The sequence below is a fragment of the Klebsiella sp. 1SOBk5mer genome (assembly GCF_046603115.1).
In the GTDB taxonomy this organism is placed as follows: Bacteria; Pseudomonadota; Gammaproteobacteria; order Enterobacterales; family Enterobacteriaceae; genus Klebsiella; species Klebsiella quasipneumoniae.
In genome coordinates this window covers 73,141-96,352 of sequence record NZ_JBKIUU010000007.1, presented here as the reverse complement: position 1 = coordinate 96,352, position 23,212 = coordinate 73,141, and the positions used below count along the sequence as shown (strand labels likewise).

At 61.4% G+C, this 23,212-nt stretch carries 22 protein-coding genes; 17 read left to right on the top strand and 5 right to left on the bottom strand.

Annotated features, from left to right (window positions below):
- Positions 1–5 precede the first annotated feature (5 nt).
- Complete coding sequence (nuoN, locus tag ACLH1U_RS16520; protein WP_004201737.1) at positions 6–1,463, top strand: NADH-quinone oxidoreductase subunit NuoN; 1,458 nt, start codon at positions 6–8, stop codon at positions 1,461–1,463.
- A gap of 56 nt (positions 1,464–1,519) precedes the next feature.
- Here the strand turns inward: nuoN and rnz are convergent, their stop codons facing one another.
- Positions 1,520–2,440 carry a ribonuclease Z gene (gene rnz / locus ACLH1U_RS16515; RefSeq protein ID WP_032453590.1) on the bottom strand — a complete coding sequence of 307 codons (921 nt, stop codon included), beginning with the start codon at positions 2,438–2,440 and terminating at the stop codon, positions 1,520–1,522.
- A 57-nt stretch (positions 2,441–2,497) separates the two neighbouring features.
- Here rnz and ACLH1U_RS16510 point away from each other — a divergent pair, with 57 nt between their 5' ends.
- From ACLH1U_RS16510 to menE, 7 genes are all read left to right on the top strand, one after another.
- The gene (locus ACLH1U_RS16510) at positions 2,498–2,959 is read left to right on the top strand and encodes a GNAT family N-acetyltransferase (protein WP_032453589.1); all 462 of its coding nucleotides are present in this window, start codon (positions 2,498–2,500) and stop codon (positions 2,957–2,959) included.
- A gap of 135 nt (positions 2,960–3,094) precedes the next feature.
- Positions 3,095–4,384 carry an isochorismate synthase MenF gene (gene menF / locus ACLH1U_RS16505; protein WP_255889597.1) on the top strand — a complete coding sequence of 430 codons (1,290 nt, stop codon included), beginning with the start codon at positions 3,095–3,097 and terminating at the stop codon, positions 4,382–4,384.
- A gap of 82 nt (positions 4,385–4,466) precedes the next feature.
- Positions 4,467–6,137 carry a 2-succinyl-5-enolpyruvyl-6-hydroxy-3-cyclohexene-1-carboxylic-acid synthase gene (gene menD / locus ACLH1U_RS16500; RefSeq protein WP_411299347.1) on the top strand — a complete coding sequence of 557 codons (1,671 nt, stop codon included), beginning with the start codon at positions 4,467–4,469 and terminating at the stop codon, positions 6,135–6,137.
- On the top strand, positions 6,134–6,892 hold the full coding sequence (menH, locus tag ACLH1U_RS16495) for a 2-succinyl-6-hydroxy-2,4-cyclohexadiene-1-carboxylate synthase (protein ID WP_032453571.1): 759 nt from the start codon (positions 6,134–6,136) through the stop codon (positions 6,890–6,892). Before menD ends, menH begins: the two co-directional genes overlap by 4 nt.
- Positions 6,893–6,906: 14 nt before the next feature.
- Positions 6,907–7,764, top strand: a complete 858-nt coding sequence (gene menB, locus ACLH1U_RS16490) for a 1,4-dihydroxy-2-naphthoyl-CoA synthase (protein ID WP_004201730.1) — start codon at positions 6,907–6,909, stop codon at positions 7,762–7,764.
- Entirely contained in the window at positions 7,764–8,729 is a 966-nt protein-coding gene (gene menC / locus ACLH1U_RS16485) for an o-succinylbenzoate synthase (RefSeq protein ID WP_117132566.1), read from the top strand. Before menB ends, menC begins: the two co-directional genes overlap by 1 nt.
- Positions 8,726–10,087: an o-succinylbenzoate--CoA ligase gene (menE, locus tag ACLH1U_RS16480; RefSeq protein ID WP_411299346.1), complete on the top strand. Its 1,362-nt coding sequence runs from the start codon at positions 8,726–8,728 to the stop codon at positions 10,085–10,087. The genes menC and menE overlap by 4 nt, the downstream gene beginning before the upstream one ends.
- Here the strand turns inward: menE and ACLH1U_RS16475 are convergent.
- From ACLH1U_RS16475 to ACLH1U_RS16465, 3 genes are read right to left on the bottom strand one after another with little or no spacing between them, the layout of a single operon-like run.
- Entirely contained in the window at positions 10,084–11,601 is a 1,518-nt protein-coding gene (locus ACLH1U_RS16475; protein WP_023290502.1) for a tripartite tricarboxylate transporter permease, read from the bottom strand. The two genes, menE and ACLH1U_RS16475, sit on opposite strands and share 4 nt — an antisense overlap.
- 11 nt (positions 11,602–11,612) lie before the next feature.
- Complete coding sequence (locus ACLH1U_RS16470) at positions 11,613–12,044, bottom strand: tripartite tricarboxylate transporter TctB family protein (RefSeq protein ID WP_023290501.1); 432 nt, start codon at positions 12,042–12,044, stop codon at positions 11,613–11,615.
- A 15-nt stretch (positions 12,045–12,059) separates the two neighbouring features.
- A complete protein-coding gene (locus tag ACLH1U_RS16465) occupies positions 12,060–13,040 on the bottom strand; it encodes a Bug family tripartite tricarboxylate transporter substrate binding protein (RefSeq protein WP_023290500.1) in 981 nt (326 codons plus the stop codon).
- A gap of 133 nt (positions 13,041–13,173) precedes the next feature.
- On the opposite strand from ACLH1U_RS16465, the gene tctD reads away from it, so the two are divergent.
- Positions 13,174–13,851: a transcriptional regulator TctD gene (gene tctD / locus ACLH1U_RS16460; RefSeq protein ID WP_032453566.1), complete on the top strand. Its 678-nt coding sequence runs from the start codon at positions 13,174–13,176 to the stop codon at positions 13,849–13,851.
- A complete protein-coding gene (locus ACLH1U_RS16455) occupies positions 13,838–15,244 on the top strand; it encodes a sensor histidine kinase (RefSeq protein WP_072413752.1) in 1,407 nt (468 codons plus the stop codon). The genes tctD and ACLH1U_RS16455 overlap by 14 nt, the downstream gene beginning before the upstream one ends.
- Here ACLH1U_RS16455 and nudI read toward each other — a convergent pair.
- Complete coding sequence (gene nudI / locus ACLH1U_RS16450) at positions 15,236–15,661, bottom strand: nucleoside triphosphatase NudI (protein WP_102002551.1); 426 nt, start codon at positions 15,659–15,661, stop codon at positions 15,236–15,238. The two genes, ACLH1U_RS16455 and nudI, sit on opposite strands and share 9 nt — an antisense overlap.
- 138 nt (positions 15,662–15,799) lie before the next feature.
- Here nudI and ACLH1U_RS16445 point away from each other — a divergent pair, with 138 nt between their 5' ends.
- The 7 genes from ACLH1U_RS16445 (at position 15,800) to yfaU (ending at position 23,208) form a co-directional block, all read left to right on the top strand.
- Entirely contained in the window at positions 15,800–16,729 is a 930-nt protein-coding gene (locus ACLH1U_RS16445) for an Rpn family recombination-promoting nuclease/putative transposase (protein ID WP_411299345.1), read from the top strand.
- 283 nt (positions 16,730–17,012) lie between these two features.
- Positions 17,013–17,555, top strand: a complete 543-nt coding sequence (locus ACLH1U_RS16440; protein WP_004201712.1) for a YfaZ family outer membrane protein — start codon at positions 17,013–17,015, stop codon at positions 17,553–17,555.
- A gap of 102 nt (positions 17,556–17,657) precedes the next feature.
- Positions 17,658–18,854 (top strand): nicotinamide mononucleotide deamidase-related protein YfaY, encoded by a 1,197-nt coding sequence (locus tag ACLH1U_RS16435; RefSeq protein ID WP_044524253.1) that lies wholly within the window; start codon positions 17,658–17,660, stop codon positions 18,852–18,854.
- Positions 18,855–19,057: 203 nt separating this feature from the next.
- Positions 19,058–19,843, top strand: a complete 786-nt coding sequence (locus tag ACLH1U_RS16430; RefSeq protein ID WP_023290494.1) for an IclR family transcriptional regulator — start codon at positions 19,058–19,060, stop codon at positions 19,841–19,843.
- A 10-nt stretch (positions 19,844–19,853) separates the two neighbouring features.
- Entirely contained in the window at positions 19,854–21,059 is a 1,206-nt protein-coding gene (gene rhmD, locus ACLH1U_RS16425; RefSeq protein ID WP_017899291.1) for an L-rhamnonate dehydratase, read from the top strand.
- A gap of 41 nt (positions 21,060–21,100) precedes the next feature.
- Positions 21,101–22,390 carry an MFS transporter gene (locus ACLH1U_RS16420; protein WP_085551284.1) on the top strand — a complete coding sequence of 430 codons (1,290 nt, stop codon included), beginning with the start codon at positions 21,101–21,103 and terminating at the stop codon, positions 22,388–22,390.
- Between the two features lie 14 nt (positions 22,391–22,404).
- Positions 22,405–23,208, top strand: a complete 804-nt coding sequence (gene yfaU, locus ACLH1U_RS16415) for a 2-keto-3-deoxy-L-rhamnonate aldolase (RefSeq protein WP_023290492.1) — start codon at positions 22,405–22,407, stop codon at positions 23,206–23,208.
- The last annotated feature ends 4 nt before the right edge of the window (positions 23,209–23,212 follow it).

Genomic DNA, 23,212 nt, shown 5'->3' with positions numbered 1-23,212 from the left:
TCGCCATGACAATAACTCCACAACAACTGATCGCACTGCTACCGCTGCTGATCGTCGGCTTGACGGTGGTGGTTGTGATGCTCTCCATTGCGTGGCGACGCAATCATTTTCTCAATGCCACGCTGTCGGTTCTCGGGCTTAACGCCGCGCTGGTCTCGCTCTGGTTCGTCGGCCAGAACGGGGCGATGGACGTCACGCCGCTGATCCGCGTTGACGGCTACGCTATGCTCTATACCGGGCTGGTGCTGCTGGCGAGCCTCGCAACCTGTACTTTCGCCTACCCGTGGCTTGAGGGTTACAAGGACAACAAAGAAGAGTTCTACCTGCTGGTGTTGATTGCCGCCCTGGGCGGCATTCTGCTGGCCGGTGCGAATCATCTGGCGGCGCTGTTCCTCGGCATCGAGTTGATCTCCTTGCCGCTGTTCGGCCTGGTCGGCTACGCCTTCCGCCAGAAGCGTTCGCTGGAAGCGAGCATCAAATACACCATCCTCTCCGCGGCAGCCTCCTCTTTCCTGCTGTTCGGTATGGCGCTGGTGTATGCGAACTCCGGCAACCTGTCCTTCCTTGCGCTGGGCAAGAGCCTGGCGGACAACACCCTGCACGAGCCGCTGCTGCTGGCAGGGCTCGGCCTGATGATCGTCGGTCTTGGCTTTAAGCTGTCGCTGGTGCCGTTCCACCTGTGGACGCCGGACGTTTACCAGGGGGCGCCTGCGCCGGTCTCCACCTTCCTGGCGACCGCCAGCAAGATTGCTATCTTCGGTGTGGTGATGCGTCTGTTCCTGTACATGCCGGTGGGCAACAGCGAAGCGGTGCGCGTGGTGCTGGGGCTGATCGCCTTCGCCTCTATCATCTTCGGTAACCTGATGGCGCTGAGCCAGACCAATATCAAACGTCTGCTCGGTTACTCTTCTATCTCCCACCTCGGCTATCTGCTGGTGGCGCTGATCGCCCTGCAAAGCGGCGAAATGTCGATGGAAGCCGTGGGCGTCTACCTGGCCGGCTACCTGTTCAGCAGCCTCGGCGCGTTCGGCGTGGTCAGCCTGATGTCCAGCCCATACCGTGGCCCGGACGCGGACTCGCTGTTCTCCTACCGCGGTCTGTTCTGGCACCGTCCGATCCTGTCGGCGGTGATGACGGTGATGATGCTCTCCCTGGCCGGTATCCCAATGACTCTCGGCTTTATCGGTAAGTTCTACGTGCTGGCCGTCGGTGTTCACGCCCATCTGTGGTGGCTGGTTGCCGCGGTGGTTGTCGGCTCGGCGATCGGTCTCTACTACTACCTGCGCGTGGCGGTGAGTTTGTACCTGAGCGCGCCGGAGCAGCTGAACCGTGATGCGCCGTCGAACTGGCAGTACAGCGCGGGCGGTATCGTGGTGCTGATCTCTGCCCTGCTGGTGCTGGTGCTCGGTATCTGGCCGCAGCCGCTGATTAGCATCGTGCAGCTGGCGACGCCGCTGATGTAAGTTGATTGCCTCAATAAAAAAACCGCCGGAATGGCGGTTTTTTTATGCCCGGAATGTTACGCCACCCTGTAGACCATAAAGTCTTCCGCCAGCAGGGTGTCCGGGAAAATCTCCCGGCATTCCGCCAGCATCCGCAGGCAGCCTTCGGCATCGTAGCGAGAGCTAAAGTGGGTGGCGATTAGCGTGCCGACCCCCGCTTCTTTGGCAAGCGCTGCGGTTTGCTGACTGGAAGAGTGGCCGCGGCTATTGGCTTTCTCCGCCATCGCCTGCTCCAGCGTGGTTTCGTGCACCATCACATCCGCCCCGCGCGCCATTTCCAGCGCCTGCGGGCAGGGGGCGGTATCGCCGAAGATGGCCAGCGTTTTACCCGGCGTAGCGGGCCCCAGGTAGCGGCTGCCGTCGATCGTCCGGCCATCCGCCAGCGTGACCTGTTCACCGCGCTTAAGCCGGTGAAACAGCGGTCCGGGGGGCACGCCGTCGGCAATCAGCTGGGCGGCGTCGAGGGCGCCGGGCTTGTCATGCTGCTCAATGCGATACCCGTAGCACTCCACTGGATGGCTGAGCGGGAACGCGGTGACCCGATAGCCCTCTTCGTCGAACACCAGACCGGGGCCGACTTCGATGATGGTCAGGGGATAATCGGTCCACGAACCGCTGAGGCGCAGCGCGGTGTCAATGAATTCCTTTATTCCTTTTGGTCCGTAGACCGTCAGCGGCAGCGAATTCCCCTGCATCGAGCGGCTGCACAGCAGGCCGGGCAGGCCGAACAGATGGTCGCCGTGCAGATGGGTAATAAAGATCTTATTCAGTTTGCCTGGATGATGGGGCGTATGCAGAAATTGATGCTGGGTCCCTTCGCCGCAGTCAAACAACCACATTTCGGCGCGGGTTGGCTGTTGCAAATTGAGTATTATCGACGTCATATTACGCGTGCGGGTCGGCACCCCGGCGGATGTCCCCAAAAAAGTTAATTCCATCGTCCAGTGTCCTCAGGGCGAGTCGCAAAGTATCAGTATATCAATAAGGAGCAGCAGATGATGACCTGGCAGGATCTCCATCATAGTGAACTGACCGTTGCCCAGCTGTATGCGCTGCTGAAGCTGCGCAGCGAAGTCTTTGTCGTGGAGCAGCAGTGCGCCTATCAGGATGTCGACGGCGATGATTTGGTCGGGGAAAATCGCCATCTGCTCGGCTGGCGCGATGGCGAACTGGTGGCCTATGCGCGGATCCTTAAAAGCGAAGAGACGTACGATCCGGTGGTGATTGGCCGGGTTATCGTCAGCCCCGCCGCGCGCGGCGAAAAGCTCGGCCATCAGCTGATGGCGCAGGCGCTGGCCAGCTGTCAGCGGCACTGGCCGCAAAAGGCGATTTACCTCGGGGCGCAGGCGCATCTGCAAACCTTTTACGCCCACTTCGGTTTTACGCCGGTGACTGAGGTCTATGATGAGGACGGCATTCCGCACATCGGCATGGCGCGGGAAAGCCGCGCTCTCTGACCCCTGAACACTCGCGTCCCAACCTTGTTCCGGGCCGGCGAGCGGGGGAGTTAAAACCCGCTCCCTCGTCATGGGTACTGCTATTCCGCCGTTGAACCCCTTATAATGTGGGGTTTTACTATCGTGGAGGTTTGCGTGCTGTCTGTTTCCACTGCGCTGGCCCGTTTACGTGACGGCCTGAGTGAGCCCTTTCCTGACTCACCCGGCACGCGAATTATCGATATTGCCTTTCCGCTGAATGATGCCTTCGATCCGCTGCTATGGTGCGGCCAGCAGCCGCAGTGGCCGCAGTTCTACTGGCAGCAGCGCAATGGCGACGAGGAGCTGGCGGCGCTGGGGGCGGTAAAAAGCTTTCCCTCGCTCGACGCCGCAAACCGCTTTTTACACCAGGCCGGGCGGCAGGATCTGCGCATCTGCGGCCTGAATGCGTTTGCCCCGCAGCAGGGCCGGCTGGTGCTGCCGCGTCTGGAGTGGCGTCGGTGCGGCGGCAGGGCCGTGATGCGGCTGGTGCTGCACAGCGACCTCTCCCTGCGCGACGATGCCCTGACGGCGGGTGATTTTCTCGCCAGTCTGAGCACCGCCCAGGCGACCCCTTGCGGCGTACCGCCGCTGCTGAGCGAGCGCCACTCCTCCGATTATCCCCAGTGGCAGGCAATGATAGACCAGGCGACGCAGGCCATCGCCGCCGGCGACATGGATAAAGTGGTGCTGGCGCGGGCAACCGACCTGCAGTTTGCCGCCCCGCTGGATGCCGTGAGCATCATGGCCGCCAGCCGCAGCCGCAATCTTAACTGTTTTCATTTCCTGATGGCGTTCAATGCCCGGCAGGCGTTTTTCGGCTCCACGCCGGAGCGGCTGTGGCGCCGGCGCGGCGCGCTGCTGCGCACCGAAGCGCTGGCGGGCACCGTCGCTAATCATCAGGATGACGCGAAGGCGCAGCAGCTGGCCGACTGGTTGATGAAAGACGACAAAAATCAGCGGGAAAACATGCTGGTGGTGGAGGATATCTGCCAGCGCCTGCAGAGTGAGGCCTCGACGCTGGACGTTCTGCCGCCGCAGGTGGTGAGGCTGCGCAAGGTGCAGCATCTCCGACGCTGCATCTGGACCGAGCTGGCGGAGCCTGACGACAGCCGCTGTCTGCTGCAGCTCCAGCCCACCGCCGCGGTGGCCGGCCTGCCGCGGCGGGCGGCGCTGGCATTCATTCAGCGCTATGAACCTTTTTCCCGTGAATGGTACGCCGGCTCCGCCGGGTATCTGTCGCTGGCGCAAAGCGAGTTTTGCGTGGCGCTGCGTTCGGCGAAAGTGGACAACGACACTCTGCGACTGTATGCCGGGGCGGGGATCGTCAGCGGCTCCGATGCGCAGCAGGAGTGGCAGGAGATTGACAACAAAGCGGCCGGGCTGCGCTCGCTGCTGTGTCCATAAGACGGGAATGACGATGCATATCAAAACGCCGTCACTTTGCCTTATCTATACTTAGCATCAATATTTGATACCGGACAATTTCATGTCAGTAAGCGCATTTAACCGACGCTGGGCGGCGGTGATCCTGGAAGCTTTAACGCGCCACGGCGTGCAGCATATCTGCATTGCGCCGGGCTCGCGCTCGACACCCTTAACCCTGGCGGCGGCGGAAAACCGCGCCTTTATCCATCATACCCATTTTGACGAACGCGGCCTCGGCCACCTGGCGCTCGGTCTGGCGAAAGCCAGTCGTCAGCCGGTGGCGGTTATTGTGACCTCCGGGACCGCCACCGCGAACCTATATCCGGCGCTGATTGAGGCGGGGCTTACCGGGGAAAAGCTGATTCTCCTGACCGCCGACCGTCCGCCGGAGATGATCGACTGCGGCGCCAATCAGGCGATTCGTCAGCCGGGGATGTTCGCCTCCCATCCGTCGCAGACGATTTCTCTGCCGCGTCCCTCGCAGGATATTTCCGCCCGCTGGCTGGTCTCGACCCTCGACCAGGCCTTGGGCGAGCTGCACGCCGGCGGGGTGCATATCAACTGCCCATTCGCCGAACCGCTGTATGGCGATATGGATGATACCGGCGTGGAGTGGCAGCAGCAGCTCGGCAACTGGTGGCAGAGCGATAAACCCTGGTTACGTCAGGCGCTGCAGATGGAAAGTGAGAAACAGCGCGACTGGTTCTTCTGGCGGCAAAAGCGCGGCGTGGTCGTGGCGGGCAGAATGAGCGCCGCCGAAGGGAAAAAAGTGGCCGAGTGGGCGCAAACCCTCGGCTGGCCGCTGATCGGCGATATCCTGTCACAGACCGGGCAGCCGCTGCCGTGCGCTGACCTGTGGCTGGGCAACGGCAAAGCGGTGAGCGAGCTGGCGCAGGCGCAGATCGTGGTTCAGCTCGGCAGCAGCCTGACCGGCAAGCGGGTCCTGCAGTGGCAGGCCACCTGCGAGCCTGATGAATACTGGCTGGTGGATAATCTGCCCGGCCGTCTCGATCCGGCGCAGCACCGCGGCCGTCGTCTGCTCGCCAGCATTGACCGCTGGCTTGAGCTTCACCCGGCGGAGAAACGCCAGCCGTGGGCGACGGCTATTCCTGAGCTGGCCCGACAGGCGTGGGAGGCGGCGGTCGCCAGCAACGAACCCTTTGGCGAAGCGCAGCTGGCGCAGCGAATTCGGCGCTATCTGCCGGAACAGGGGCAACTGTTTGTCGGCAACAGCCTGGTGGTGCGCCTGATCGACGCCCTGGCGCAGCTGCCGGCTGGCTACCCGGTTTACAGCAACCGCGGCGCCAGCGGCATTGATGGCTTGATCGCCACCGCCGCCGGCGTCCAGCGCGCCAGCGCCCGGCCAACCCTGGCTATCGTCGGCGATCTTTCGGCGCTGTACGATCTCAACTCGCTGGCCCTGCTGCGCCAGGCGTCGGCGCCGCTGGTGCTGATCGTGGTGAACAACAACGGCGGGCAGATTTTCTCCATGCTGCCGACGCCGCAGGACGAGCGGCGCCAGTTCTACTTAATGCCGCAGGACGTTGATTTCAGCCACGCGGCGGCGATGTTCGGCCTGGTCTATCATCGCCCGGCTGACTGGCAGGCGCTGGATGAGGCGCTGGCCGGCGCCTGGCGCAGGGCAGGGGCGACGGTGATTGAGCTGGCGGTCAATGAGACCGACGGCACGCAGACCCTCCAGCAGCTGCTGGCGCAGGTAAGTCGCCTGTGACCCTCAGCGCTGCTGTCGAACATGGCCAGCCGGGTTATCCCTGGCTGGTCTTTCTGCACGGTTTTTCCGGCGACCGCCATGAGTGGCGGGAAGTAGGCGACGCGTTTCGCGCCTGGCCGCGGCTGTATCTCGATCTGCCGGGCCACGGCGGCTCGGCGGATATCGCGGTGCAGGACTTTGCCGGGGTCAATATTCTGCTGCAGGCTACGCTTAATAGTTACAACATACTTAACTACTGGCTGATCGGTTACTCGCTGGGGGGCCGGGTGGCGATGAACTTCGCCTGCCAGCCGCGCGCGGGCCTGCGCGGCCTGATCGTTGAGGGCGGCCATCCGGGGCTGCAGGATGCCGAAGCGCGGCAGGCGCGGCGCAGCAACGACAGCGCCTGGGCGGAACGTTTTCGCCATGAGCCGTTGGCGCAGGTCTTTGCCGACTGGTATCAGCAGCCGGTCTTCGCTTCACTGGATGCCGGGCAGCGCGCGGCGCTGGTCGCCTTACGCAGCCGGAACAACGGCGCGACGCTGGCCGAGATGCTGCAGGCGACCTCCCTTGCCGGGCAGGCCGATCTGCGCGCGTCCCTGCAGGCGCGCGATTTCCCCTTTCATTACCTGTGCGGCGAGCGCGACGCGAAGTTTCGCGCCATCGCGCAGGCGCTCGCGGCGGATCTCCATCTTATTCACCATGCCGGACACAACGCGCACCGGGACAACCCGGCGGCGGTGATTGCCTGTCTGGCGCAGATTCTGGCAAGTTAACTGAAGGACATTCTATGATCTCTCTTGATGAAGCAATGCTCTATGCCCCTGTTGAATGGCACGATTGTTCCGAAGGCTATACCGATATTCGCTATCACAAATCGGCCGACGGCATTGCCAAAATCACAATCAATCGCCCGCAGGTGCGCAACGCCTTCCGCCCGCTGACCGTCAAAGAGATGATCCAGGCGCTGGCGGATGCTCGTTATGACGACAATATCGGGGTGATTGTCCTGACCGGGGAAGGTGAGAAAGCCTTTTGCGCCGGCGGCGATCAGAAAGTCCGCGGCGATTACGGCGGCTATCAGGACGACTCCGGCGTGCATCATCTCAACGTACTCGACTTTCAGCGCCAGATCCGCACCTGCCCGAAACCGGTGGTAGCGATGGTGGCCGGCTACTCTATCGGCGGCGGCCACGTGCTGCACATGATGTGCGATCTGACCATCGCGGCGGAAAACGCCATCTTCGGTCAGACCGGGCCGAAAGTCGGCTCCTTCGACGGCGGCTGGGGCGCCTCCTATATGGCGCGCATCGTCGGGCAGAAAAAAGCGCGCGAAATCTGGTTCCTCTGCCGTCAGTATGACGCGCAGCAGGCGCTGGATATGGGGCTGGTGAACACCGTGGTGCCGCTGGCGGATCTGGAAAAAGAGACGGTGCGCTGGTGTCGTGAAATGCTGCAGAACAGCCCAATGGCGCTGCGCTGTCTGAAAGCGGCGCTGAACGCCGACTGCGACGGCCAGGCCGGTCTGCAGGAGCTGGCGGGCAACGCCACTATGCTGTTCTACATGACGGAAGAGGGACAGGAAGGCCGCAATGCCTTCAACCAGAAACGTCAGCCGGACTTCAGCAAATTTAAACGGAATCCCTAATGCGCGTTTCGCAGGTTTACCGCTGGCAGATACCGATGGACGCGGGCGTGGTGCTGCGAGAACGGCGGTTAAAAACCCGCGACGGGCTGTTCATCCACCTGCGGGAGGGTGAGCGGGAGGGCTGGGGGGAAATTTCTCCCCTGCCGGGATTCAGCGCAGAGACCCTGGCGGAGGCGCAGGCGGCGCTGCTGCCCTGGGCTCAGGCCTGGCGCGACGGCGCGGAGCCGGCGCTTCCTGCGCTGCCCTCTGTCGCGTTTGGCATCAGCTGCGCGCAGGCGGAGCTCAGCGGCGAGCTGCCGCAGGCCGCGGATTATCGCGCGGCGCCGCTCTGCTCCGGCGATCCGGATGAGCTGTTCGCCAGACTGGCGGCGATGCCCGGCGAGAAAGTCGCTAAGGTGAAAGTGGGGCTCTGGGAGGCGGTCCGCGACGGCATGGTGGTTAATCTGCTGCTGGAAGCCATCCCCGACCTGCAGCTGCGTCTGGACGCCAACCGGGCCTGGACGCCGCTGAAAGCGCAGCAGTTTGCGAAATATGTCGATCCGGCGTATCGCCAGCGCATTGCCTTTCTTGAAGAACCTTGTAAAACGCGGGAGGACTCGCGGGCCTTTAGTCGCGAAACCGGGATCGCTATCGCCTGGGATGAAAGCCTGCGCGAGGCGGATTTTCGCTTCGTCGCCGAGCCGGGCGTGCGCGCGGTGGTGATCAAGCCGACGCTAACCGGCAGTTTACACCGGGTTCAGCAGCAGGTCGCCGCGGCCCATGCGCTGGGGCTGAGCGCGGTGATCAGCTCGTCGATCGAGTCCAGCCTCGGGTTAACCCAGCTGGCGCGGGTTGCCGCCTGGCTGACGCCGCAGACCATCCCCGGACTGGACACCCTGTCGCTGATGGGCGCCCAGCTGGTGCGGGCGTGGCCGGAAAGCCCCCTGCCGATGCTCAGCATCGATACGCTGGAGCCGCTGCTGTGACCTTTCGCGACTGGCCCTGGCGCCACTGGCGCCAGCGGCGCGGAGAGGCGCAGGCGCTGCGCCTGAATGACCAGCCGCTGACCTGGCGCGACCTGTGCGCCCGCGTTGACGCGCTGGCGGCCGGGTTTGCCGCGCAGGGCGTAACCGAAGGTCACGGGGTGGCGCTGCAGGCTTTTAACCAGCCGTCGACGCTGCTGGCCTGGCTGGCGCTGCTGCAGTGCGGCGCGCGGGTGCTGCCGCTGAATCCGCAGCTGCCGACGGCGTTGCTGCAGGAACTGCTGCCAGCGTTGACCGTCCAGCATCAGCTGGTGCTTAACGGCGATGCGCTGCCGGGGGATTTACCGGCGTTAACCCTGCAGGCGACAGCGGGAACCCATGCTATGCCGTGGCGTGGGGATCGTTTCGCCTCAATGACGCTGACCTCGGGGTCGACCGGTTTGCCGAAGGCGGCAGTGCATCATGCCAGCGCCCATCTGGCCAGCGCCGCCGGCGTGCTGGCGCTGATGCCGTTTGCCGCAGAAGATGACTGGCTGCTGTCGCTGCCGCTGTTTCATGTCTCCGGCCAGGGGATTATGTGGCGCTGGCTGCTGGCCGGCGCGCGGCTGACGGTGCGCGATAAACAACCGCTGGCGCAGATGCTGCAGGGCTGTACCCATGCTTCGCTGGTGCCGACTCAGCTGTGGCGCCTGCTGAATGACGATGCTGCGCTTTCCCTCAAGGCGGTGCTGCTCGGCGGCGCGGCGATCCCGGTCGAATTGACCGAGCGGGCGCGGGGGCAGGGGGTACGCACCTACTGCGGCTACGGCCTGACCGAATTCGCTTCCACCGTCTGCGCTAAAGAGGCCGACGGCGCGGCGGATGTGGGCGCGCCGTTGCCGGGACGAGAGATGAAAATCGTTGCCGGCGAGGTCTGGCTGCGGGCGGCGAGCATGGCCGCGGGCTACTGGCGCGACGGTCAATTGTTGCCATTGACCAACGACGAAGGGTGGTTTGCCACCCGCGATCGCGGCGAGATCATCGATGGACGGCTCACTCTCCTCGGGCGTCTGGATAATCTCTTTTTCAGCGGTGGGGAAGGGATCCAGCCGGAGGAGGTGGAACGGATCATCGGGGCGCATCCGCAGATACAGCAGGCGTTTGTCGTGCCGCTGGACGATGCGGAATATGGCCAGCGTCCGGTAGCGGTGGTGGAATGCGATGACGGCTGCGAAATGAGCGTGCTGGCGGCATGGAGCGCGGAACGGCTGGCGCGTTTCCAGCAGCCGGTGCGTTGGCTGCGGCTGCCGGAAACGTTAAAGAACGGTGGGATTAAGATCTCGCGCCGCGCGCTGCGCGAATGGGTCAATTCGCCGGCTTAGCCGATATTGGCTTCGGCGCGACGCTGGCGCTGTTTACGCCGCAGACGCAGCAGCGGCGGCACCACCAGCACGGCGATAGCCAGCACCAGCAGCGTTTTGGTCACCCCGCTTTGCCACAGGATCGCCAGATTGCCGTTGCTGATCGACAGCGCGCGACGCAGGTTCTGCTCCAGCATCTCCCCCAGCACGAAGCCAAGGATCAGCGGCGACATCGGGAAGTGCATTTTGCGCATGATGTAGCCGAGCACCCCGAGCCCCACCATCAGCAGCAGGTCAAAAGTGGTGCTGTGTACCGCGTAGACGCCGACGGCGGAGACCGCGGCGATGGCCGGGACCAGAAACCACAGCGGAATGGTCAGCATACGGGTGAACAGGCCGATCAGCGGAATGTTCATAATAAGCAGCATCACGTTGGCGATCAGCAGGGCGGCAATCAGCCCCCAGACGATATCCGGCTGCTCGGTGAACATTGCCGGGCCGGGGGTGATGTTATACAGCGTCAGCGCGCCCATCATCACCGCGGTGGTGCCGGACCCCGGCACGCCGAGCGTCAGCATGGGAATAAAGGAACCGCAGGCGGAGGCGTTATTGGCCGCTTCCGGCGCCGCCACGCCGCGAATATCGCCCTTGCCGAAGTTATCGCTGTTACCGCTGAGTTTTTTCTCCGTCATGTAGGTAATGGCGCTGGCGATGGTCGCCCCGGCGCCGGGCAGAATGCCGACGAAGAAACCCACCACCGAAGAGCGCAGGGTCGCGCCGACGCACTGCGCGGCCTCTTTGGTGTTAAACAGCATCCGTCCGGTTTTCCGCACCAGCGTTTGTCCGCCGCTGGTGCTCTCCAGCATCAACAGGATCTCTGAAACCGAGAACAGGCCGATCACCACCACAATAAACTGTACGCCGTCCGAGAGATGGACGCTGTCGAAGGTGAAGCGGTAAACCCCGGTATTGGCGTCCACCCCTACCGTCGCCAGACCCAGGCCGATTAACGCCGCGAGGAACGACTTCAGCGGGTTCTGCGCCATCATGCTGCCAAGACAGGCGATGGCGAAGACCATCAGCGCGAAGTACTCCGCCGGACCGAACGCCAGCGACCACTGGGCGAGCAGCGGCGCGAACAAAATAATACCGCCGATGGCGATCATTGAGCCAAAGAAGGAACTGACGGCGGAAATCGACAGCGCAACGCCGCCGCGACCCTGCTGGGCCATCGGATAGCCGTCGAGGGCGGTCATAATGGCGGCGGCATCGCCGGGCACGTTCAACAGAATTGATGAAATACGCCCGCCGTATTCGCAACCGATATAGACCGTCGCCAGCAGGATCAGCGCCGATTCCGCGGGTAAATGCAGGGCGAAAGCCAGCGGCAGCAGAATCGCCACGCCGTTGATAGGCCCCAGCCCCGGCAGGAGGCCGACGATAGTCCCGACAAAGCAGCCGATCAGGGCGATCAGCAGGTTCTCCGGCGTCATGGCGACGGCGAAGCCCTGCGAGAGATAGATCCAGGTATCCATAAACGCCTCCGTTAATTAAACCAGATGCCAAGGGGCAGGGTGACATCGAGCAGGGTGTCGAAGGCGTACCATAACGACACGCCCATCGCGACGCCGGCAATGCCCGCCGCCGGCAGCGTCGCGCCGAACAGCAGACCAATGATCGCCGTCAGCAGCGCGGTGGCCAGCGGAAAACCGAGCCATTCAAACCCCCAGGCGTAGACCACCAGCACCACGACCATGGTCAGCAGACGCTGCAGCACATGCCGTCCCGGCCACTCGACGGCGTCCGGGCGACGTAGCAACATTAACGCCGAGCACAGCAGCATCAGGCCGATGATCCCGAGCGGGAAGGGACGCGGGCCGACGGGTTCATAGGCGTATTCGCTGTGGATCTGCCAGGCGATAAACAGACCGCCAATACATAACAACAGCCACACTCCGGCAAAAATACGATCGCTCATTAGCGCCTCCGCGGATTATTTTGCCAGGCCAAAGGCTTTCGCCTGTTCGCGATAGTCGTTGACCTGCTGCTTAACGTAGGTATCGAGCTCCTTGCCGTTCATGTTGAATTCAAACAGGCCGCGCAGTTCACGTTGCTTTTTGAACGCTTCGGTTTGCTGCAGTTTAGTGAATTCATCGACCCACCACTGGTACTCGGCGTCGCTGACTTTCGGGCCCATAAAGAAGCCGCGAATAATCGGCCAGACCAGGTCGTAGCCCTGCTCTTTAGCGGTGGGGACATCGGCGAGCGCGCCCGGCAGTCGTTCACTGGAGAAGACCGCCAGCACGCGGATTTTATTGCCCTGCAGATAGGGCACCATCTCGCTGAGATCGCCGGAGACCGCCTGCACATGGTTACCGAGCAGCGCGGTCACCGGCTCGCCGCCGCCCTCAAAGGCGACGTAGCGCATTTTATGCGGGTCGACGTTGGCTTTTTGCGCCAGCAGCGCCGCTTTCATCCAGTCCTGGCTGCCGATGGAGGCCCCGGCGCCAATCACGATGCTGGAGGGATTTTTCTCCATCGCGGTCATAAACGACTTCAGATCTTTCCATGGCGAATCGGCGCGCACGGCGATCATGCCGTAGTCGGTGCCGACGCTCGCCAGCCAGCGCACGTCATCGACGCTGTAACGGCCGAATTTACCCTGCGACAGGTTCAGCAGCGAGCCGCCGGAGAAGGCGACGACGGTCCCCGGCTCTGCCGGGCGCTGGGCGACAATGGCGTTGTAGGCTACCGCGCCCACGCCGCCGGGCATATAGGTGACGCGCATCGGTTTCTCGATAGCGCCGGTTTCCATCAGGCTCACCTGAATCAGCTTACAGGTCAGGTCAAAGCCGCCGCCGGGTTTAGCGGGCGCGATACATTCAGTGCGGGACGGGGCCTCTGCGGCGAAGGCGGATGTGGTGCAAAGGCACAGCGCGATGGCGCTCAGATGGCGGAAAAATGGCGTTTTCATAGGCTTCCTCAGCAGGTACAGGGCAGGTTTTTTTGATTATGTGAACCGACATATGGCGATTCGGTTGCATGATTGTTAAAACAGTTACCTTTCATTTCCCTTTCAATGCAGCAGCAACGTTACAGGATGTGATATGCGTCTCTTATTAGCCGAGGATAATCGTGAGCTGGCTCACTGGCTGGAAAAAGCGCTGGTGCAGGGCGGTTTTGCCGTAGATTGCGTCGCTGACGGGCGTGCGGCCGACCATCTGCTGCAAAGCGAGCAATATGCGCTGGCGGTGCTGGATATCGGTATGCCGGGGTTCGATGGTCTTGAAGTGGTGCAGCGGCTGCGCAAGCGCGGGCAGACCCTGCCGGTGCTGTTGCTGACCGCCCGCAGCGCGGTAGCGGACCGGGTGAAGGGCTTAAATGCCGGCGCGGATGACTATTTACCCAAGCCCTTTGAGCTGGAAGAGCTCGACGCCCGCCTGCGGGCGCTGCTCCGGCGCAGCGAAGGGCAGGTGCATGAGGTGCAGCAGCTTGGCGAGCTGGCGTATTGTGACGAAGGCTATTTTTTACTCCGCGGCCAGATGTTGTCTCTGACGCCGCGCGAGCTGGCGCTATTGAAAGTGCTGATGTTTCGCCGCACCCGCCCGGTTTCCCGTCAGCAGCTGTTCGAACAGGTGTTCAGTCTCAGCGATGACGTCAGTCCGGAAAGCATCGAACTCTACATTCATCGTCTGCGCAAGAAACTTCAGGCGAGCAATGTGCGTATAACCACCCTGCGCGGTTTAGGCTATCTGCTTGAGTGCGAGCGCCATGAGATGGAGTAAGCCGCAATCGCTCTATGCCCAACTGTTGCTGTTTCTCGGCCTGCCGCTGGTCCTGCTGTGGGGACTCTCCGCGTTTAACAGCTACGTCAGCGCGCTGCAGGCGGCGACGCAAGCCTACGATCGTACCCTGCTGTCGTCGGCGCGGACGGTGGCCGAGCAGCTGGTGGTTCGCGGAGGGCAACTGGAGGTGAATGTGCCCTGGGTGGTGCTGGACAGCTTCGAGCTCAATATGAACGATCGTCTCTATTACAAGGTGCTCGACCCGCAGGGGAAGGTCATTTCCGGCTATGACGATCTGCCCGCGATGCCGCCCTCCACCTCGCGAACTCAGCTCTATCCGGCGCTGGCGTGGTTTTATCATACCGAATATCGCGGTCAGGCAATCCGCGTGGCGCGCCTGCTGCAGCCCATCAACGAAGGCGGCATCGTTGGCATGGCGGAGATATATATTGCCGAAACGCTGCAGTCCCGCCGCTGGCTGGCCGGACAATTACTCTTCTCATCCTGGGTGTCGCAGGGGTTACTGGTCCTGTTGACGCTGGTGCTGGCAGCCTGGCTGCTGCGCCGCGTGCTGCGGCCCATGCGTCAGCTCTCCGCGCTGATGGTGCGCCGTGAACCCGGTCTGCTGACGCCGCTGCCGGAGCTGCTGCCCTGGTCGGAAACGCGGCTGCTGATTGTCGCGTTCAACCGCTACATCGACCGCCTGCGGGTGATGATCTCCCGCCAGGAGCGCTTCAGCGCCGATGCGTCCCATCAGCTGAAAACACCGCTGGCGGTGCTGAAAACGCAGGCTTCGGTAGCCCTGGCCAGCGACGATCCGCAACTGTGGCGCGAAAGTCTGCAGGCGATGCGCGCCACGCTGGACGATACGGTCTTGTTAACGGAGCGGTTGCTGCAGCTGGCGACGGTAAAACAGCGGGAGCAGGCGTTTGCGGTGATTAACTTGCCGGAGATTGTGCGCAACAGCTGCTTTTCACGTATCGCGCAAGCGCGGAGCAAACATATCGATCTTGGCTACGAGGGCGAGCAGTCGGCGGTATATGTGGCAGGCGATAGCGTTCTGCTGGGGGAGCTGTGCGCTAACCTGCTCGACAATGCCATTCGCTATACCCCGGAATATGGAACGGTCACGCTTAGCCTGCATCGCGACGGCGACGCCGTGTTGCTCAGCGTGGAAGACAGCGGTCCGGGAATTGACGACCACCAGGTACACCAGGCGCTGATGCCGTTTCGCCGCCTCGATAACGCGGGCGCGATTCCCGGCGCCGGGCTGGGCCTGGCGCTGGTTAACGATATCGCACGTTTGCATCGTAGCCACCTGCAGCTTTCGCGCAGCGAAAGCCTGGGCGGACTGAAGGCGACGCTGCGCCTGCTGACCGTGGCGTCAGAGTAGCCCCTTCATGCTCAGGGTGAGGCGGGTGGCGGCATTGAGATCGTAGTTTTTAAGCTCATCCGCTTTCACCCAGGCGTAATCGTCAAACTCCTCGTTGATCGTTACGTCGCGATTGGCGCTAACGCAGTCGAAGATCAGATAGATCATATAGATCGTTTCCTGGCGCCCGTCGGGATAGGTTTTCACGCGGGTATCGTCGCGGAAGCTCCATGGCGTGATACAGGTCAACTGCAGTTTTTCGCCAAGCTCCTCGCGGACTTCGCGTCGCAGCGCCTCTTCAATACTTTCCCCCGACTCCACGCCGCCGCCGGCCAGCGCCCACTGTCCGGGAAAAACCCCGCGGTCGGCAGCCATCTTGCACAACAGGTAATGGCCATCATTTTGGATTAGCGGGCAAACAATCGTCCTTTGACGCATGATTTTTCTCCTTCGCAGTAAGTCGGGCCGGGTATCGAGGAAACAGTTTGCGAGGCGCCTCGGCAAACCGCAAGGGAAATACGGCGCTGGCTTTACAGAGTGATAAGTTAAGCGAAAATTATCGTATGGAGAGCCACCATGGAAAGGACCACCCATTCCCCACATGACGCCGTGTTTAAACACCTACTGTCGCATCGGGCGACGGCGCGGGATTTTCTGGACATTCACCTTCCTGAACATTTGCGAGAATTATGCAATCTGCAAACGCTGCAGTTGGAGTCCGGAAGTTTTATCGATGAAGACCTGCGCGCCAGCCATTCCGATATTCTTTACTCGCTGCAAACCCAGGCGGGGGACGGATATTTCTATCTGCTTATCGAACATCAAAGCTCTGCGGACCGTCATATGGCATTTCGCCTGATGCGTTATGCGATAGCAGCGATGCAGCGCCATCTGGATAAAGGACATACGCAACTGCCATTGGTGATCCCGCTGCTTTTTTATCATGGGCAAGTCTCGCCCTGGCCGTATCCCATGTGCTGGCTGGAAGGATTTGCTCATCCGCAAACCGCGCGGCAAGTATACAATCAGGATTTTCACTTAATCGATATCACGGTGCTTCCTGACGATACAATAATGCAGCACCGACGGGTCGCGATGCTTGAGTTACTGCAAAAGCATATCCGGCAGCGCGATATGATGGAACTGCAGGAGCAACTAGCCAGCCTGTTGGCGCTGGGATACACTAGCCGCAGACAGCTCAGGACGCTGCTTCACTATTTATTGCAGGCAGGAAATGCCGCCGATCCGGTCGCCTTTTTACGTAATCTTGCGCAAAATGTCCCCAGACGGCTGCATAAGGAGACGCTAATGAACATTGCCCAGTTTCTGGAACAACGCGGCCATCAGCAGGGCCTTGAGCAGGGCCTGCAGCAAGGTCTTGAACAGGGAGAACAATTGGCTGCGCAACGTATTGCCCAGGCGATGCTGGAAAACGGGCTTGATCTGGCGCTGGTGGCGAAGCTGACGGGGCTTGCGCCGGAGCGCCTGGCCCTGCTCGCCCATTAATTTTTCTGCTTCCTTCAAACAGCCTGCGCGACGGCGATTGCGCAGGTAAATATAGATTTATTTAATCAATACAACCTAATTAAATATAATTCCACTGAATATGAATGCGGTGAAATTTACATTCTTTCGCAAATGCGCGGCGGTATTGCTGTAAAAAGACGCAACTGGTTACACTCTTGTGAAAAATCATTTCGCCAGGTCATTGATTCCTGACGAGTGCGCAGTAGAATTTTCAGGTTTTTTCGGGACTTCTTTGATTTTAATTTTCTGGATAGAGTAAATAATGAAAAAAAGCATTTTTATGGCGCTGGCTGGCGTCATGCTGGTCTCTTCGGCGGCCCATGCGATCAGCGTTACCGGCGAAGCAGGCGAGCATTACACCAACCTTGGGGTCGGCTTCGGCACCGAGTCCACCGGTCTGGCTGTTTCGGGTAACTGGCTGCACAGCGATAACGATGGCGACGCCGCGGGTTTAGGCCTGGGCCTGAATATTCCGCTGGGGCCGTTCCTGGCGACCGTGGGCGGTAAAGGGGTATACACCAACCCGAAACAGGGTGATGAAGGTTATGCGGCCGCGGTCGGCGGCGGCCTGCAGTGGAAAATCGGCGACAGCTTCCGTCTGTATGGCGACTACTACTACTCTCCAGATTCCCTCTCCAGCGGCATTGACAGCTATCAGGAAGCCAACGTCGGCGCCAGCTGGACCATTATGCGTCCGCTCAGCATCCAGGCAGGCTATCGCTATCTGAACCTGGCGGGCAAAGATGGCAACCGCGATAACACCATCGCCGACGGCCCGTACATCGGCGCCAGCGCCAGCTTCTAATCTCCTCCGGCGCGGTCTCTTCTTGCCGCGCCAGATTTTCCTCCTCGTCAGCCTCCCGCTTTGCGTTATAGTATTTGCCACCTGGCAGGCAAGGAGTGAGCAATGTTGAATGTGGAAATGCTGTCCACTGGCGATGAAGTGTTGCATGGTCAAATCGTTGACACCAATGCAGCATGGCTGGCGGATTTCTTTTTTAATCAGGGTTTACCATTAACGCGCCGTAATACCGTCGGCGACGATCTCGATGCGCTGGTGGCGATTCTTCGCGAACGCAGCGAACAGGCGGATGTGCTGATCGTCAATGGCGGCCTCGGCCCAACCAGCGACGACCTGAGCGCGCTGGCCGCGGCCACCGCGAAAGGCGAAGGACTTATTTTGCATCCGGAGTGGCTGGAAACCATGACCCGCTTTTTTGCTGAACGCGGGCGGCCGATGGCGGAAAGCAACCGTAAGCAGGCGGAAATCCCCGCTAGCGCCGAGATGATCAATAACCCGGTGGGCACGGCCTGCGGCTTTGCCATCCAGCTCAATCGCTGCCTGATGTTTTTCACCCCCGGCGTTCCCTCTGAATTCAAAGTGATGGTCGAGCAGGAGATTTTACCGCGCCTGCGCCAGCGCTTTACGCTGCCGGAACCGCCGGTATGCCTGCGGCTGACCACTTTTGGCCGCTCGGAAAGCGAGCTGGCGCAAAACCTCAATCCGCTGACGTTACCGCCTGGCGTAGTGATGGGCTACCGCTCGTCGATGCCGATCATTGAGCTGAAGCTGACCGGACCGGCTGAGCAGCGTGACGCCATGCTGGCCCTGTGGCCGGAAGTGCGTAAAGTGGCTGGCGACAGCCTGATTTTCGAAGGCACTGAAGGGTTACCGGCGCAGATTGCACGCTGCCTGCAGGAGCGGCAGCTGAGCCTGACGCTCAGCGAGCAGTTTACCGGCGGTCTGCTGGCGCTCCAGCTGTCCCGCGCCGGCGCGCCGCTGCTGGCCAGCGAAGTGGTCCCGGCGCAGGAGGAGACGCTGGCGCAGGCGGCCCGCTGGGCGGCCGAGCGGCGCATTAACCATTTTGCCGGCCTGGCCCTGGCGGTGAGCGGCCAGGAAAACGATCATCTTAACGTGGCCCTGGCCACCCCCGACGGCACCTTCGCGCTGCGGGTGAAGTTTAGCGTCACCCGCCACAGCCTGGCGGTACGCCAGGAAGTCTGCGCCATGATGGCATTAAACCTGCTGCGTCGCTGGCTGAATGGCCAACCGCTGGCCAGTGAACATGGCTGGATTAACGTGGTGGATTCCCTCTCAATGTAAGTCGTTTCCCGGCGCGCGGGCTTCTCCCGGGCGCCGGTTGTCCAGCCTGTTGTACTCTCCTGAAAAAATTCTGTGCGTTAAGTCGCAATTTTCCGCTGCGAACGGTCCAGCATACGGGAAAGCGATTGCCCCGCGATGTCGCTCACACTTTACCGCCCGGACAACCGCAACACTGATTCCAGTATTCAGGATTGGAGTCCAGTATGTTGGAATCAACGAAAGTCCCGGCGCTGACCCGCGCGATTGAGATCCTCAATTTAATTGGCCGCATCGGACCCTGCAGCGCGGCGACGATAATAGCGGAGCTGGGGATCCCGAAAAGCACGGTTTATCTGCTGCTGGGCGAGCTGAAAAAGCAGCGCTTCATCAGTATGGATAATCAGGATAACTACTGCCTGTGGACCAAACTGGTGGAGCTGGCCGGGCAGGCGCTAAGCAAAATGGACCTGCGCGAGCTGGCGCGGCCGCGCCTGACCCGGCTGATGGATGAGTGCGGCCTGCTCTGCCATCTGGGCATTATCGATCACGGTAACGCCTACTACATTCTGAAAATTGAATCACCCGCCACCATTAGCGTGCGTTCACACGAAGGCAAGAGCCTGTCGCTTTACCGCTCCGGGATCGGCAAATGTCTGCTGGCCTGGCAGCCCGCCGGGGTTCAGGCATCGATTATCGATGAACTGCAGTGGGAGCGGGCTACGCCAACGACCATCAGCAATGCTCAACAGCTGCGGGAGGAGCTGGGGCGGATCCGCGCCCGGGGCTGGAGCTTTGATAATGGCGAGGACTATCCGGACGTGCGCTGCGTGGCCGCCCCGGTTTTTAACGCCAATAACGACCTGACCGCCGCCATCTCGGTGGTGGGTACCCGTCTGCAAATCAATGAAGACAATCGCGATTACCTTGCCGGTAAGGCGATTGCCTGCGCGAAAGATATTTCACGACTGCTGGGGTGGAAAAGCCCCTTTGAACAACTCGCCTCATCATAAGGAGAACACCATGACCCTACCAAAAATTAAACACGTCCGCGCCTGGTTTACCGGCGGCGCCACCGCAGAACAGGGCGCCGGCGGCGGCGATTACCACGATCAGGGGGCTAACCACTGGATTGACGATCATATCGCCACCCCGATGAGCAAATACAAACAGTATGAGCAGTCCCGCCAGTCGTTTGGCATCAACGTGCTGGGCACGCTGATTGTGGAAGTGGAAGCCGACAACGGGCAGACCGGCTTTGCCGTGTCGACGGCCGGAGAGATGGGCTGCTTTATCGTGGAAAAACATCTCAACCGCTTTATCGAAGGCAAATGCGTCAGCGATATCAAACTGATCCACGACCAGATGCTCAACGCCACCCTTTACTACGCAGGATCCGGCGGTCTGGTGATGAACACTATCTCCTGTGTCGACCTCGCGCTGTGGGATCTGTTCGGGAAAGTGGTTGGCCTGCCGGTCTACAAACTGCTGGGCGGAGCGGTGCGTGACGAAATCCAGTTCTATGCCACCGGCGCTCGTCCGGATCTGGCGCAAGAGATGGGCTTTATCGGCGGCAAAATGCCCACCCACTGGGGGCCGCACGATGGCGACGCCGGGATCCGCAAAGACGTCGCCATGGTGGCGGACATGCGCGAAAAATGCGGCCCGGATTTCTGGTTAATGCTGGACTGCTGGATGAGCCAGGACGTTAACTATGCCACCAAACTTGCCCATGCCTGCGCCCCTTACAACCTCAAGTGGATCGAGGAGTGCCTGCCGCCGCAGCAGTATGAAGGTTATCGCGAGCTGAAGCGCCAGGCGCCGGCCGGGATGATGGTGACCAGCGGCGAGCACCACGGCACCCTGCAGTCCTTCCGCACCCTGTCGGAGACCGGAATCGATATTATGCAGCCCGACGTCGGCTGGTGCGGCGGCTTAACCACGCTGGTGGAGATAGCGGCTATTGCTAAAGCGCGCGGGCAGCTGGTGGTGCCGCACGGCTCGTCGGTTTACTCACATCATGCGGTGATCACTTTCACCAACACGCCGTTCAGCGAGTTTCTGATGACCAGTCCTGACTGCGCCACGCTGCGTCCGCAGTTCGACCCGATCCTGCTCGGCGAGCCGGTGCCGGAGAGGGGGCGCATTCATAAATCGGTACTGGATAAACCCGGCTTTGGCGTCGAGCTCAATCGCGACTGCAACCTGAAACGTCCTTATCAACACTGATCCCCCGGGCCGCCCGGCGGCCCACGCCTGAGGATATTATGATGAGCAACACTCTGCTGGAGAGCGTGGTGAAGAAAAACCGCGCCCGCTTAATCCCCTTTATGCTGGCGCTGTACGTGCTGGCGTTTCTTGACCGTTCGAATATCGGTTTCGCCAAAGAGACCTACCAGCTGGACACTGGCCTCAGCAACGAAGCCTATGCGCTGGGGGCGGGGATTTTCTTTGTGGTCTATGCCTTTCTTGGGGTGCCGGCCAACCTGCTGATGCGTAAATTTGGCGCCAGAAAATGGATCGGCTGCACCACGCTGCTGTGGGGCGTGCTGTCGGCGGCGATGGCGTGGGCGGATACGGAAGCGAAATTCCTGCTGGTACGTACCCTGCTGGGCGCGGCGGAGGCGGGCTTCTTCCCCGGAATGATCTACCTCACGTCTCAGTGGTTTCCCCAGCAAAACCGCGCCAGCATTATGGGGCTTTTTTATATGGGGGCGCCGCTGGCGCTGACCCTCGGTTCGCCTTTATCCGGCGCGCTGCTGGAGATGCATGGGTTTATGGGCCATCCCGGCTGGTTCTGGATGTTTGTGATTGAAGGCCTGCTCGCCGTCGCCGCAGGAGCGTTCACCTTCTTCTGGCTGGACGATTCGCCGCAGCATGCCCGCTTCCTGAGCGCGGCGGAGAAACAGGCCCTGATAAGCGAGCTGGCACGAGAGGAGGAGAAAAAGGTCACTTCGCGTCTGTCCGATGCGCTGCGTAACGGGCGGGTCTGGCAGCTGGCGCTGATCTACATGACCATTCAGGTGGCGGTCTATGGCCTGATTTTCTTCCTGCCCACTCAGGTCGCCGCGCTGTTGGGCACCAAAGTCGGCTTCATTGCCTCGGTGGTGACGGCTATTCCGTGGGTGGCGGCGCTGTTCGGCACCTGGCTTATCCCTCGCTACTCCGATCGTACCGGCGAGCGGCGCAATATTGCCGCGCTGACGCTGCTGGCGGCAGCGGTCGGGATTGCGGTTTCCGGGCTGGTGGCGCCGGTGCTGGCTATCATCGCGCTGTGCGTGGCGGCGGTTGGGGTGATTGCCGTGCAGCCGGTCTTCTGGACGATGCCGACGCAGCTGCTCTCCGGCACGGCGCTGGCCGCCGGGATTGGCTTCGTTAACCTGTTTGGCGCCATCGGCGGCTTTCTGGCGCCGATCGTTCGCGTGCAGGCCGAAACGCAGTTCGCCAGCAGCGCCGCTGGACTGTTAACCCTGGCCGGCGTGGCCATCATCGGGGTGATCATCATCTTCTCATTAAGCCTCACCCGCGCGGTTCCTCAGCGCGGCGGCGTACAGCATTGATTAAAGGAATCGCTATGAACGCACTGTTATCTAACCCCTTCAAACGTGGATTATTACGCGGTGAGACGCAAATAGGCCTGTGGCTGAGCTCGACCTCCTCCTATCTGGCGGAGATTGCCGCCACTTCCGGATATGACTGGCTGCTGATCGACGGCGAGCATGCCCCGAACACTATTCAGGACCTTTATCATCAGCTCCAGGCTATCGCCCCTTACGCCAGTCAGCCGGTGATCCGTCCGGTGGAGGGCAGCCGCAGCCTGATAAAACAGGTGCTGGATATTGGCGCCAGAACGTTGCTGGTGCCGATGGTCGATACCGCCGAGCAGGCGCGGGAAGTCGTCTCGGCAACCCGTTATCCTCCCGTCGGTAGCCGCGGCGTTGGCGCCGGCGTGGCCCGGGCGGCGCGCTGGGGCAGAGTGGAGAATTATATGGCGGAGGCGAATGACGAACTCTGTCTGCTGATTCAGGTGGAGAGCCGAACCGCGCTGGAAAATCTGGACGCTATCCTCGAGGTGGAGGGCATTGACGGGGTGTTTATCGGGCCGGCGGATCTCTCCGCTTCGCTGGGACACCCGGACGATGCTGGCCATCCTGACGTGCAGCGGGTGATTGAGCAGAGCATCCGGCGCATTCGCGCGGCGGGAAAAGCGGCTGGATTTCTGGCGGTCGACCCGGCGATGGCGGAAAAATGTCTCGCCTGGGGGGCCAATTTCGTCGCCGTCGGGGTCGATACCATGCTGTACACCCAGGCGCTGGACCGCCGGCTGGCAATGTTTAAATCCGCCAGCGCTCAGCCGCAGGAGAAAGCGAGCTATTGACGGC